This is a genomic window from Clostridioides sp. ES-S-0054-01 (assembly GCA_021561035.1).
Lineage (GTDB): Bacteria > Bacillota > Clostridia > Peptostreptococcales > Peptostreptococcaceae > Clostridioides.
On the sequence record CP067346.1, the window covers coordinates 1,818,996 to 1,832,335 of the forward strand.

Genomic DNA, 13,340 nt, shown 5'->3' on the forward strand with positions numbered 1-13,340 from the left:
GTTAGCTGTTAAGAAGGGGGCACTAAAGGCATGTTACAAGGTTTAGAGATAGTTATAGCAATGTTTTGTATAACATTGATAGTATCAATTCCATTGGGGATTGGAGTTGCATTTTTAAGGTTATCAAAAAACAAATTAATAAGCGGTATTACACAATGTTATATATTGATAATGAGAGGTACACCTTTACTTTTACAAATGATAGTCATATTTTATGGATTACCTCTTTTAGGAATTGTATTTGACAGATTTACAGCTGGAATAGTAGCTTTCTTCTTAAATTATGCAGCATATTTTGCAGAAATATTTAGAGGTGGAATACAGTCAATAGATAGAGGACAATATGAAGCTTCAAAAGTACTAGGATTTGATAAATTTACTATGTATAAGAGAATAATCTTTCCACAAGTTTTTAAAAGAATATTAGCACCTATTTCAAATGAAGTAATCACATTAGTGAAAGACACATCTTTAGTATATATATTAGGATTAAATGATATTTTAAGAATATCTCAAATAGCAATGAACAGAGAAGCAAGTCTGTTACCATTATTTGAGGCAGGAGCAATATATCTTGTATTTGTAGCTATACTTACTAAGGGATTTGAATTACTTGAAAAAAAATATTCTTATTACAGATAAAGTTACAATATTATAGGAGGAGGTTTTTTATATGTTGAAAATCAAAAACTTAAATAAATCATTTAAAAAAAATAAAGTACTTAAAGATATTTCTTTTGAATTAGAAAAAGGTCAGATTGGAGTTTTACTTGGCAAGTCTGGTGCAGGAAAGACCACAATATTGAGATGCATAAATGGTCTTGAAGAATTTGATAGTGGAGAGATTATAATAGATAATGAGGTAATAAAAAATAAGAAAGATATGACAAAAATACGAGGGAAAATAGGTATGGTTTTTCAAAACTTTAATTTGTTTCCTCATATGACGGTACTTGAAAATATAATTGAATCTCCAGTTAATGTTTTTAAAGTTCCTAGAAAAGAGGCTGAAGAGAGGGCTAGAGAACTTTTAAGATTAGTTGATTTAGAAGATAAACTAAATTCCTATCCATTTGAATTGTCAGGAGGACAGCAACAGAGAGTTGCAATAGCTAGGTCATGTGCATTAATGCCAAAAGTTCTTTGTTTTGATGAACCTACGTCTGCACTTGATATTGATACTATTCAAAGAGTAGTCAATATAATGAATAGACTTAAAGATAAAGGTATGACTATACTAATAATTACACATGATGTTGTCTTCTCAAATAATGTTGCAGATAAAATTATAAGTATAAAAGATGGTATAGTAGAAAATGTTCAAATAAAAGAAAAAATTGTTTAGGGTTTTATAAATATAAATTACGGCATAATTTTATAATATAAATAACGGGCAAGTAAAATCAAATATACTATGCCCTTTTATTATTCTAAAATTTAATTTTATACTGAATGTTTAAGTTAGATTCAATCCATAATAAAAATATTATTTAAATATACAATGCAAAGAAATGCTTACTTTGAAATATGATAATTTTTTATGTTGAAAGCTTATAATGATTGTGATATAAATTGGTTATAGTATACAAATTATGGGTATAAAAATAAAAAATTAGAGAGGAAGTTTTATACAATGGTTAAATTATATGGATATACAAAATGCTCTACTGTTAAAAAAGCAAAAAATTGGCTTAAGGAAAATGACTTAGAATTTGAAGATATAGATATGGTTCAAAATCCTCCTAGTAAAGAGGAATTGGAATCAATTTATAAGATTAGTGGATACGACATAAAGAAATTTTTTAATACAAGTGGTATGAAATATAGAGAATTAGGTCTTAAAGATGTTGTAAAAACTGAATCTGATGATAAACTTTTAGAAATATTGGTAAGTGATGGTATGCTTATTAAAAGACCATTACTTTTTGATGGTAAAAATGTGTTGCTAGGTTTTAAAGAAGATGTATGGAAAAGTACTTTGCTAAAAAAAGATTAGAAGTATGTAGGTGTATTGATTAAAATTATTAATTAATACACCTATAAATTTATATATCAAATCTAATTTTTATAGGTATAAATTAGCAAATTCAAATCAAAGAAATTCATATCAATAAATATATTACTTCTTATTAAAAATAGTGTTGCGTATTTTATTTGAAATAGTATAATATTACAACGAATTATTACAAAATCACTTATTATTAACCATGAACATTTGTTTTGTGCTATTATATTTATATATAAGGGAATTGTCATAAAAAATATCTTACTCATACAAATTAATACAAAAAATAGAATAAATTTTTATTTTATATAAGTATATTTTGTAAATTGCATCTCTATTTATAGTTTTACAAATGATAATGGTATTAAAGAATTTGATGATTTATGTAGGCAAATAGTGAATTATTGATGACTTTTAAACATATTACTATGTTACACTATTTTTTATATATAGTGTAGTACAGTAATATGTTTAAATTATAAAGATTAAAAAATGCTTTGGTATTATAATTAATACACTTAAAGGTAATTCTAATTTATAAAATAAATGCTTTATATGTTATAATCATTAAGAATGTAAAAAATAATATATAGTTTTATGTTTCATATTTTCCAGATGTGGAGGTAGATTTTGTGAAGGAAAAAGAAAAATTAGATAAATTAAAAGAAAAATTACTTGAGTTAGGTAGTGTTGTAGTCGCTTATTCTGGAGGAGTAGATAGTAATTTTTTACTTAAGGTGGCAAAAGATACATTAGGTGAAAATGTTATAGCTGTAACTATTCATGCAATGATGCATTCGAGTAGAGAAATTGAAGAAGCTAAACAATATACTCAAAATTTTGGTGTTAAACATATCATATTAAACATAGAAAACTTTGACTTAAAAGAATTTAAAGAAAATGGTGTTGATAGATGTTACCATTGTAAAAAATATATATTCTCTAAAATAAAAGAGGTAGCAAAAGAACATAATATAAAGTACATAGTAGATGGGACAAATATAGATGATTTAGGAGACTATAGACCTGGGCTTAAAGCACTGAGTGAACTAGGAGTAATTAGTCCATTAAAAGAAAGTAGTTTGACAAAAGATGAAATTAGGTCACTTTCAAAAATCTTGGGATTAAAGACTTTTAATAAACCATCATTTGCATGCCTTGCAAGTAGAATTCCTTATGGAGTTGAAATAACAGATGAAAATCTAAGAATAGTAGAAAAGAGTGAAGAATATTTATCCGATTTAGGTTTTTCTCAATTTAGAGTGAGAATGCATGGAGATATAGCCAGAATAGAAGTTGGACAAGAAGAATTAGGTAAGTTTTTTGAAAATAACAATTTTAATAAAGTTGACACTAAATTAAAAATATTTGGCTTTAAATATGTTACACTAGATATGTCAGGATATAAAATGGGAAGTATGAATCTAAATGTGTAGATTATTTGAAAAATAAATAAGTTTTGTAGTTAACATAGGAAACAGGAGGTTTTATGAAAAATTATACATTAATATCGCCATGTTTTTTTGGGATGGAAAAAATGCTGGCTAGAGAGATTACTAATTTAGGATATGAAATAATAAAAACAGAAGATGGAAGAATAACATATAAAACTGATGAGTTTGGAATAGCAAAATCAAATATGTGGTTAAGATGTGCTGAAAGAGTACATCTTAAAATTGCTGAATTTGAGGCAAAAAGCTTTGATGAGTTATTTGAAAATACAAAAAGAATAAACTGGTCTAGATATATACCTTATGGAGCTCAATTTCCTATATCTAAAGCTTCTTCTATTAAATCAAAATTATACAGTACGCCAGATGTACAAGCTATAGTAAAAAAGGCTATAGTAGAAAGCTTAAAGAAAAGCTATTTGGAAGATGGTTTGCTTAAGGAAGATAAGGAGAAGTACCCTGTCTTTGTATTTATACACAAAGATAAAGTAACTATTTCTATAGACACAACAGGAGATGCTTTGCATAAGAGAGGATATAGAGAAAAAGCAAATAAAGCCCCAATAAGAGAGACTTTAGCTGCTGGACTTATTTATTTAACTCCGTGGAAAGCAGGTAGAGTTTTAGTGGACCCAATGTGTGGTTCTGGAACTATATTGATTGAAGCAGCTATGATTGGTATAAATATGGCACCTGGTTTAAATAGAGAATTTATATCAGAAAAATGGAGAACTCTCGATAAAAAAATCTGGTGGGATGTAAGAAAAGATGCCTTTAATAAGATAGATAATGAATCTAAATTTAAGATTTATGGATATGATATAGATTCAGAATGTATAGATATAGCTCGAGAAAATGCTGAAATAGCAGGTGTAGATGAATATATAGAATTTAATGTAGGAGATGCAACTCAATTTAAAAGTGAAGATGAGTTTGGATTTATAATCACTAATCCTCCTTATGGAGAAAGGTTAGAAGATAAAGATAGCGTTAAACAATTGTATAAGGAGCTTGGTTATGCATTTAGAAAATTAAAAAATTGGTCATATTATTTGATAACATCTTATGAAGATTTTGAATATGAGTTTGGGCAAAAGGCAGATAAAAAAAGAAAATTGTATAATGGTATGTTAAAAACTAACTTTTTCCAATATCCAGGTCCTAAGCCTCCTAGAAATAATAAATAAGTTTTACAGTATTCATTTATAAAAATATAAAGTTTTATTAAAATAAGTAAAACATTATAACGACTTGAAACGTCTAATTATTGTGAGGAGATTTTTATGACCAAATTTAAAGATTTATAGGATTAGGAGGAGTTAAATGAAAGTATTAAAGCTTGTTACTGTAGTAGCCTTAATGATGTTATTTGTTACTGGGTGTAATGTAAAGACTGAATCTCCAGAACAATTAGCAAAGATACCTGACTATGACGATACAAAAAAAGTATTGTATGATGGTATTGACCAGTTACTAAAACCGGATTCATCTATGATATTGCCTTCTAATACAAAAGAAGTAGGAAAAATAAATAAGGTAGATTTAAACAGCGATGGAGTTGATGAATTAGTAGTATTTGAACAAAAAGAAGATTTGAGCAATAATATTAGTCAGGTAGGGTTTGTAACCTTGAGTTACAATGGAGAAAAATACGTACTTGGAGACCATTTTTTAGAAAATGGTGAATCAATAGAATATGCTAATTTTTATGATTTGGACTCAGATGGATATAAGGAAGTTATCTTATTGATTAAATCCAAAGACAAAACGAATATGCATATATATAAAGTAATAGATAATGAAATAACAAAAATATATGACTTGGATGCATCATGGCTTCAAAATAAAGAAGATTTTAATGACATGAAAGTAAAAATTGGATATATAGATGGAGATGACAAATTAGATATATTGATGCTTCATTTGAATAATAAGACTAATGAAATGTTTGCAAGTGTTGCAAATTTTGATGAGAGTATGAAAATCAAAGACTATGTTAAGTTTGAAAATGTAAAAAATTTAAGCGAACTATATATAACATTAGGTAATGTCGCTTCATCTATTGGAAATTCCTCGGCAGCTATAAAAGGCGTTGTACTTGATATACCTATATTGAAAGATAATAACTATATTACACAGATACTTTATATGAAAGATGGAAAAATTAACAAAGCTTTTAGTGATTATGATAAAACTATTACTAAATCTTATTATATACCTGTAGATGATGTTGATAAAGATAAGATTATAGAAATACCTATAGTAGCAGGAAATACAGGGAATAATAGAAATACTTATAGCTCTAAGGCATCTGCAAATATAAGTTGGTATAGATGGAATGGAAATGAAGGTGCTAACTCGAGTTTAATATTTACAAGTCAGATATATTATAATTATAAATATAATTTTAAATTATTTATTCCAAATAATTTATTTGATAAAATACTTGTTGAACAGGAATTTGTTGGAGAAAAAGCAGTATTTAAATTTTACTATTTTGACTATTCAGACCGTAAGAATTTATTTAATATAGTAGTAGAGAGTAAAAACAAACTTGAAGATAGAAAAAATACAAGTACTCAAAATTCTATTGTACTTCAAGAGAGCGATGAATATACTTTTTTACTAGTTATAAACAATGCAAATGGAATGGATAAGCTAGATATTACTATAGACGCATTAAAAGAATATTTCTCATTAATATATGGTTAATATTATACTCAATTGGAGGTTTTATTTTATGAAGGAAAAGATACTTATACTAGAAGATGAAATTGGGATTAGAAGTTTTGTCAGTATAAACTTAAAAAGAGAAGGTTACGAGATAGTTGAGGCAGGTACTGGGAGAGAAGCTATAGAAAAAATGACAACAGAAAGTGATATTACAATAGCTCTTTTAGATGTGATGCTTCCAGATATAAGTGGAATAGAAGTATGTAAATTTATAAGGGAGAATTTTGACCAAGTAGGTATAATAATGCTTACTGCTAAAGCTCAAGAGGATGATAAAATAGAAGGATTTATTTCAGGCGCAGACGATTATATTATAAAACCATTTAGTATAAAGGAACTTTTAGTTAGAGTTTCTGCTCTTATTAGAAGAGTAGCAAAGGATGATTCAAGTGTTAAGTCAAGTGAAATAGTATCTCCACCATTTATACTTGATATAGACAAAAGAAAATTATTTAAAAATGGAAAGGAAATTGAACTTACACCAACCGAATTTTCAATAGTGAAATATCTGATATCAAATGCTAAGCAGTCGTTAAGTAGAGACCAGATATTAGACGAAGTGTGGGGAACTAACTATTTATATGATTTTAAAATAGTCGATGTAAATATAAGAAGGATAAGAAATAAAATAGAAGATGACCCATCAAAACCAAAATATATACAAACTATTTGGGGTTATGGATACTGTTTTAGAAAGGAAGAGTAATAGTGTTACATTTTGAAGGTCTGCGAAAAAAAGTAATAAAAAACTATTTTATAATAATTATTATAATGGTTACTCTGTTTGAAGGAGTGTTTATGTTTTATATACAAAACTATTATTATGATTCTGTCAAACAACTACTTGAATCTGAAATAAAATATACTGATGAATATAATGCTATTACAATGGAAACTACAAGTTTTGAGAAAAAAGTAAAAAATATATTTGATAAACAACCCTTAACTAAGAATTCAGAATTTGGAATTTCAATAATAGATAAGGATAAAAATATTATATTAGACCAATATGGTTTTAAAAGTAAAGAAAAAGCAAATTATGAAGACGTTAACAATGCACTAAAAGATATAAAAACCAAAAATTTAACACCATATACCTATAGAATACAAGATACAGGAGAGCATGTTATGAGTATCTCCTTACCACTTAAGGTAAATAATATAATAGAAGGTGTTGTTAGATATACAGTTTCATTAGATGCTATTGATAATGCAATATTAAAGCAAGCTACATGGCTTATATTAGTGGGAATATTTATACTTATTATAGCAATACTAATAAGTCTTAAATTTGCTGAGACTCTTATAAAACCATTACGAGAGTTAAAGAAATTTGCAAATGAGTTGGCTGTAGGAAATTACAATATAAAATTAGAAAAAATGAAAATTGTAGATGATGAAATTGGTGATTTAGCACAGACATTTGAACATATGGCACATGAGATTGATAAGAGTGAAAAATTAAAAGAAGAATTTATATCCTCTGTATCTCATGAACTAAGGACTCCTCTTACATCCATAAAGGGGTGGAGTGAAACTTTAGGTTATGAAAGTATAACAAGAGAAGAGTTAGACTTAGGTCTAGGTATCATACAAGATGAAACGGAAAGACTTATAAAACTAGTTGAAGAGTTGTTGGACTTTTCAAGACTTTCTTCAGATAGGATAAAGCTTCATGTTGATATAGTTGATGTTGAAGGCTTGGTTGTAGGTGTTGTAAATCAACTTAAAGTTAAAGCAGCCGAAAAGGATATATCACTGTTATTTGAATTTGAAAATGAGTTTATAGAAAATATTCAAGGAGATAAGAACCGATTAAGACAAGTTCTTATAAATTTAATACAAAATTCATTTAAATTTACCAGTCAAGGTGGTTACATAAAAGTTGTAGCTTCTCAGGATGAAGAGATAACGACCATATCAGTTGAGGATAATGGTTCAGGTATAGAAAAGCAAAATCTAAATAAAGTGTTAGATAAATTTTTCCAAGAAGATTATAATAAGGCTGGTAGTGGATTAGGATTAGCAATCAGTAATGAAATTGTAAAACTTCATGGTGGAAGAATGAAAATAGAAAGTGAAAAAAATGTAGGAACAAAAATAACTTTTAATATAAAAAATAAGTTTGCTAAACAAGCATAAATTCTTAGAAAGAGGATTAAAATGAGAAACATAAAAATGATAGTAGCATATGATGGCTCAAGATATAAAGGATATCAAAAACTAGGTGATAATAATATGACGATACAAGAAAAACTTGAAACAGTCTTAAGTAAAATGACTAATGAAACAGTTGAGATAATTGGTTCTGGTAGAACTGATATGGGAGCTCATGCGAGAGGACAAGTGATAAATTTTAGAACTAATTGTATGGATTCAGTGGACAAAATTCAAAAATACTTATATGAATATTTACCAGAAGATATAGTTGTAAAAGCTGTTGAAGAAGTTGATGAAAGATTTCACTCAAGATACAATGTAAAATCAAAGACTTATATGTATAGAATTGACAATAATAAATATCACAATCCTTTTATAAGAAGATATGCTACTCATGTAAGTAAAAAATTAGATTTAGATAGGATGAGAAAAGCAAGTGAATATTTAATAGGAGAACATGATTTTACTAGTTTTGCTTCTTCTAAATCTAAGAAAAAATCAAATGTAAGAGAAATTTATTCAATAAATATAAAAGAAGACGATAATATTGTAGAAATATATATAGAAGGAAATGGATTTTTGTATAACATGGTAAGAATAATAGTAGGTGCTTTGATGGATGTTGGACTAAAAAGAATAGCTCCACAAGATATTAAGTATATGCTTGAATCTAAGGATAGAAGTCAGTCATCAGATACTGCACCAGCTAAAGGGCTATGTCTTTGGAAAGTAAGATATTAGTCAATTATATAAAACTCTTTTTAAAATAAAAAATAAAATAAATTATATAGTTGACATAAATGGAAAAATAAACTATTATATATTTTATAAGAGAGATATAAAACTTTATATTTAAATCCTGTGAGAAAGAGAGTAACTTCTATGTGTTTTATAGAGAGCTGAGGATGGTGGAAGCTTAGCAAATGAATATTAGTGAAAAGAACTTTGGAGGATACTAATTGAATTTAGTATGTTAGTAGGTAATCTCGCCTTAAGAGAAAGAGTGGATAAGTTTATCTTATCAATTAGAGTGGTAACGCGGATATATTTCGTCTCTTGGTTTTTCCAAGAGGCGTTTTTTAATATATTTAATTACTAATGTTTATTTAGTATGTTGAACATTTACTAATTGATTAGCTAAGGTTTATCAATAAGAGTGGTACCGCGGATATTTCGCCTCTTAGTATTTAAAAATACTGAGAGGTTTTTTTAGTATTAAAATGATTTTATGTAAATCTAAATTCTAAAAGTCATTCAATATTAAGAATTTCTATTAAATAAAAATCATAATTTGAGATTGGGAGGAATTAAAATGAAGGAAAAAGTAGTATTAGCATATTCAGGAGGACTTGATACATCAATCATAATACCTTGGTTAAAGGAAAATTATGAAGATATAGATGTTATAGCTGTTTGTGGAAATGTAGGTCAAGAGGATAAAATGGAAGATGTTTATGAAAAAGCTTTACAAAGTGGAGCTTCAAAGGCATATGTGGATGATATAAGTGAAGAATTTGTAACTGAAACTATATTTAAAGCTGTAAAAGCAGAAGCTAAATATGAAGGAAAATATTTATTAGGAACTTCTTTAGCAAGACCTATAATAGCTAAAAAATTAGTTGAAGTTGCTCATAAAGAAGGTGCAAAATATATATGTCATGGATGTACAGGAAAAGGTAATGACCAAGTTAGATTTGAAGCTACAATTGCAGCTCTTGACCCAACTATAAAAGTTATTGCACCTTGGAGAATGTGGGATATAAAATCAAGAGAAGATGCTATAGACTATGCTGAAAAACACAATATAAAGGTAACAGCAACTAAAACTAAAATATATTCAGTAGATGCTAACCTTTGGCATGTATCAACAGAAGGTGGGGATATAGAACACCTAGAAAATGAACATAAAAAAGATGTTTACAAACAATGTGTAGACCCAGAAGATGCATGTGATGTAGCTGAATATGTAGAGGTTTACTTTGAAAAAGGTGTTCCTAAAAAGATAAATGGTGAAGAATTATCTCCAGTTGCATTGATTCATAAATTAAATGAGTTGGGTTGTAAACATGGGATTGGTGTTATAGATATAGTTGAGAATAGACTTGTTGGTATGAAATCAAGAGGTATATATGAAACTCCAGGAGGAACAATTCTTTATGAAGCACATAATATTTTAGAAAGTGCTACTTTGGACAAAGATACATTACATTTCAAACAAATGGTGTCTTATAAATATGGAGAACTTATTTACAATGGATTATGGTACTGTAAATTAAGAGAGTCTATAGATGCATTTATGGAGCAAACTCAAGATAATGTTACAGGAACAGTAAAAGTTAAACTTTACAAAGGAAATATAAAACCTGCTGGAATATTTACTGAAAATGCTCTTTATGATGAGGGAATATCTTCTTTTGGAAATAGTGAACTTTATGACCACAAAGATGCAGAAGGATTTATTAATTTATTTACTTTACCATTAAAAATCAGAGCTATGAAAGCAGGAAAATAATAAAATAAATTATAGTCTCAAATAGCCTAGTAATATTAAAATATAATAGATATTGACTCTCTTATTGTAAGAGGGTTATACTGAATCTAACAATTATAGTGAGGAGATAGGTTATATGAGAAAAATAATTGAAATTAAACATCATTCACATGATTATGAATGTATGTGGAATGGTATAGAAGATTTATATATAAATAAAACAGATGAATGTCTTCCAAACGATTTTTTCTTTTTACTATCAAGTTTTGGTTCGTTTTGTTATATGAAAACAAATAAAGCAGAGTTAAAAAGAATGGTAGCTTTGGGAGATGGAAGGACAAAAAAGATGTATGAATTTTTAGCTCCAATTGTGGGTTTTGAATACAAACATTATGAGTTTAAAAAATATGAGCAAGCATTAAAGAAAGCAAAAATTGAAATTGATAATGGGTGTCCAGTTATTTTAGGAGCTTTAGATATGTATTACCTACCATATTATAAAAAGTTATATCATAAAGAACACATTCCTTTTCATTATGTGTTAATGGTGGGATATGATGATGAAAGAATATATTTGTATGACTGTGGAAGAACAGAACTATTAGATATTTCTTATGATGAATTACGTGAAAGTATGAATTGTAGTTATCCTGGATTGAGCAAAGAAAATACTATTTGTACAGTAAGAATGAATACTTCAAAGAATAAATATAGGATTGCTCAAGAAGCTATTTCCATAAAGCGTGATATGTTTTTAAACCCATCTAAAGGATTTTTGGGATATAAAGGTTTTGAAAAGTTTATTAAAGAGTTGCCACAGTGGAAAACTGAATTGCAGAAAGATGATTATGATAAAATTTTAGCTAATATGGTTATGTTTTTTGGGACAGTACCAACAATTCCAAATGCAATCAAAGGAATTAAAGAACCAGATACTGTTCAATTTAAAGGTGGATTTGATAAAATGAGTAGAATGCTTAACAGTATTGGTGAGGAATATAAAAACGACTCTTTTATACAAGTAGCTCAGATTTTTGATAAAGGTGCTGTTATAATTGAGAAAATATCCAATATTATAATAGATTATTTAACTCAAAAATGTGATGATACAGAGCAACTTCCGTTATTATTCTCTGAGGTTTTAAAGCATATGAAAACAGGATACTTGATGTTGGATATATAAAAATATATTATTGACCCTAACATTACATAATAGTGTAATATTAAAATATAGCTTGAATAGATTAGTAAATATTGATAGCTATAAAATCAAATTTTGAGGTGTAGATATAAGAACAGTAAAACAGGTTTCTGATGAGAAAAGTTAAGGCGATAATGTCAAGTCAACATTTTTATAATAATAAGTATTGAAAATTTAGAAGCAAAAAATAAGGATATAAATTACTTGCATCTATATCCTTATTTAAGATTATTAAAATATATAGTTTACATCAAACTTAACACTTTCAACGATATTTCCCAAATATGTTTTTATACTTTCAACTTCTTCTAAAGATTTTAATTTATCTTCAGTATAAATTGCTTTATCGAGAATATTAAACTTTAATCCTATTTCATCAAAGTATTCATGATTTAAAACTTTGTACCAATGATTTTTTTCTTTAGCCCATCTTGTAGATATGGAATCAGCCTCTTTTTGAGCTTTTTCCCAGTCTTCATTTTCTATAGATTTTTCTAAAACAGACATGTTATCTTTATATTCATCTGTAAAATCATATAGTTTATTATTAATGTAAAATCCAAATAATACAAATAAGATAGTCCATAGTATAACAAATGTTGCAGATTTCAATATTAATCACCCTTTTTATTTTGAATAAATATTTTGTCGTTTTCATCTAAAACACAAATAAGAACATCTTTAAAAGTTTCTATGTGATTAGACTTTAAAATACCCATCAACCAATTAGTATCCTTTTTAGCTATGTCTAGATTTTTATTTATTATTCTACCATCCAATATAAGTGGAATTGGTAAATGATTAAAAGCTTTTGGAGGAGTACTATTATAAGTTGATGCTGGAACGACACTTAGGTTACCATCAGTTTCCAAAATAGCATATTGTACATCTTTTAAATTGAAGTAACCCTGAACTCTAAGTTGTTCCAATAACTCATCTATAGTAACCCTCTCATTTTTTAGTTCTTTATATATAATTTTTCCCTTATCTATTAGCACAGAAGGTTTGCCTGATAAAAATGAACTCAATTTTCTGCTTTTTAAGGATAAAAATGAAATTAGAGTTTGCATAATTACAAGTCCAGTTATTGCTGCAACACCATTTATAATTGGTATATTATTATTTTCCATTGGAACTGATGCAACTTCTGCAATTAAGAGTGTTATAACTAAATCAAAACAGTTCATTTCAGCTATTTCACCTTTTCCCATGACTCTAAGTGCAATTAGCACTGTTATGTATAATATAATACTTCTTATTAACACCACTGTCATATCTATCAATTACTCCTTTAAAAAA

13 protein-coding genes and 1 other annotated feature are annotated in these 13,340 nt (G+C 27.4%); of the genes, 11 read left to right on the forward strand and 2 right to left on the reverse strand.

What is annotated here, in order from left to right:
* The first annotated feature begins 30 nt into the window (after nt 1-30).
* From JJC02_08785 to JJC02_08835, 11 genes are all read left to right on the forward strand, one after another.
* Entirely contained in the window at nt 31-642 is a 612-nt protein-coding gene (locus JJC02_08785; GenBank protein ID UDN56225.1) for an amino acid ABC transporter permease, read from the forward strand.
* Nucleotides 643-673: 31 nt separating this feature from the next.
* Nucleotides 674-1,345 carry an amino acid ABC transporter ATP-binding protein gene (locus tag JJC02_08790; GenBank protein UDN56226.1) on the forward strand — a complete coding sequence of 224 codons (672 nt, stop codon included), beginning with the start codon at nt 674-676 and terminating at the stop codon, nt 1,343-1,345.
* A gap of 288 nt (nt 1,346-1,633) precedes the next feature.
* Entirely contained in the window at nt 1,634-1,996 is a 363-nt protein-coding gene (locus JJC02_08795) for an arsenate reductase family protein (protein ID UDN56227.1), read from the forward strand.
* Between the two features lie 641 nt (nt 1,997-2,637).
* Nucleotides 2,638-3,441, forward strand: a complete 804-nt coding sequence (larE, locus tag JJC02_08800; protein UDN56228.1) for an ATP-dependent sacrificial sulfur transferase LarE — start codon at nt 2,638-2,640, stop codon at nt 3,439-3,441.
* Between the two features lie 53 nt (nt 3,442-3,494).
* A complete protein-coding gene (locus JJC02_08805; protein UDN56229.1) occupies nt 3,495-4,643 on the forward strand; it encodes a class I SAM-dependent RNA methyltransferase in 1,149 nt (382 codons plus the stop codon).
* Between the two features lie 136 nt (nt 4,644-4,779).
* A complete protein-coding gene (locus tag JJC02_08810) occupies nt 4,780-6,168 on the forward strand; it encodes a hypothetical protein (GenBank protein ID UDN56230.1) in 1,389 nt (462 codons plus the stop codon).
* Nucleotides 6,169-6,196: 28 nt separating this feature from the next.
* On the forward strand, nt 6,197-6,895 hold the full coding sequence (locus tag JJC02_08815; GenBank protein ID UDN56231.1) for a response regulator transcription factor: 699 nt from the start codon (nt 6,197-6,199) through the stop codon (nt 6,893-6,895).
* A gap of 2 nt (nt 6,896-6,897) precedes the next feature.
* Nucleotides 6,898-8,331, forward strand: coding sequence for a HAMP domain-containing histidine kinase (locus JJC02_08820; protein ID UDN56232.1), 1,434 nt, complete (start codon nt 6,898-6,900; stop codon nt 8,329-8,331).
* A 21-nt stretch (nt 8,332-8,352) separates the two neighbouring features.
* Nucleotides 8,353-9,090 carry a tRNA pseudouridine(38-40) synthase TruA gene (gene truA / locus JJC02_08825; GenBank protein UDN56233.1) on the forward strand — a complete coding sequence of 246 codons (738 nt, stop codon included), beginning with the start codon at nt 8,353-8,355 and terminating at the stop codon, nt 9,088-9,090.
* Nucleotides 9,091-9,201: 111 nt separating this feature from the next.
* Nucleotides 9,202-9,409, forward strand: a binding site (T-box leader).
* Nucleotides 9,410-9,661: 252 nt separating this feature from the next.
* Nucleotides 9,662-10,861, forward strand: a complete 1,200-nt coding sequence (locus tag JJC02_08830; protein UDN56234.1) for an argininosuccinate synthase — start codon at nt 9,662-9,664, stop codon at nt 10,859-10,861.
* 115 nt (nt 10,862-10,976) lie between these two features.
* Nucleotides 10,977-12,023 carry a DUF4872 domain-containing protein gene (locus tag JJC02_08835; protein ID UDN56235.1) on the forward strand — a complete coding sequence of 349 codons (1,047 nt, stop codon included), beginning with the start codon at nt 10,977-10,979 and terminating at the stop codon, nt 12,021-12,023.
* Between the two features lie 249 nt (nt 12,024-12,272).
* Here the strand turns inward: JJC02_08835 and JJC02_08840 are convergent, their stop codons facing one another.
* On the reverse strand, nt 12,273-12,653 hold the full coding sequence (locus JJC02_08840; GenBank protein UDN56236.1) for a DUF4363 family protein: 381 nt from the start codon (nt 12,651-12,653) through the stop codon (nt 12,273-12,275).
* Between the two features lie 2 nt (nt 12,654-12,655).
* Nucleotides 12,656-13,315, reverse strand: a complete 660-nt coding sequence (locus JJC02_08845; protein ID UDN56237.1) for a DUF421 domain-containing protein — start codon at nt 13,313-13,315, stop codon at nt 12,656-12,658.
* Between the last annotated feature and the right edge of the window lie 25 nt (nt 13,316-13,340).

What these genes read in the sequence shown, in the direction of transcription:
- JJC02_08785 (UDN56225.1), top strand. Translation starts at nt 31, where the DNA reads ATGTTACAAGGTTTAGAGATAGTTATAGCAATGTTTTGTATAACATTG.
- JJC02_08790 (UDN56226.1), top strand. Translation starts at nt 674, where the DNA reads ATGTTGAAAATCAAAAACTTAAATAAATCATTTAAAAAAAATAAAGTA.
- JJC02_08795 (UDN56227.1), top strand. Translation starts at nt 1,634, where the DNA reads ATGGTTAAATTATATGGATATACAAAATGCTCTACTGTTAAAAAAGCA.
- JJC02_08805 (UDN56229.1), top strand. Translation starts at nt 3,495, where the DNA reads ATGAAAAATTATACATTAATATCGCCATGTTTTTTTGGGATGGAAAAA.
- JJC02_08810 (UDN56230.1), top strand. Translation starts at nt 4,780, where the DNA reads ATGAAAGTATTAAAGCTTGTTACTGTAGTAGCCTTAATGATGTTATTT.
- JJC02_08815 (UDN56231.1), top strand. Translation starts at nt 6,197, where the DNA reads ATGAAGGAAAAGATACTTATACTAGAAGATGAAATTGGGATTAGAAGT.
- truA (UDN56233.1), top strand. Translation starts at nt 8,353, where the DNA reads ATGAGAAACATAAAAATGATAGTAGCATATGATGGCTCAAGATATAAA.
- JJC02_08830 (UDN56234.1), top strand. Translation starts at nt 9,662, where the DNA reads ATGAAGGAAAAAGTAGTATTAGCATATTCAGGAGGACTTGATACATCA.
- JJC02_08835 (UDN56235.1), top strand. Translation starts at nt 10,977, where the DNA reads ATGAGAAAAATAATTGAAATTAAACATCATTCACATGATTATGAATGT.
- JJC02_08845 (UDN56237.1), bottom strand. Translation starts at nt 13,315, where the DNA reads ATGACAGTGGTGTTAATAAGAAGTATTATATTATACATAACAGTGCTA.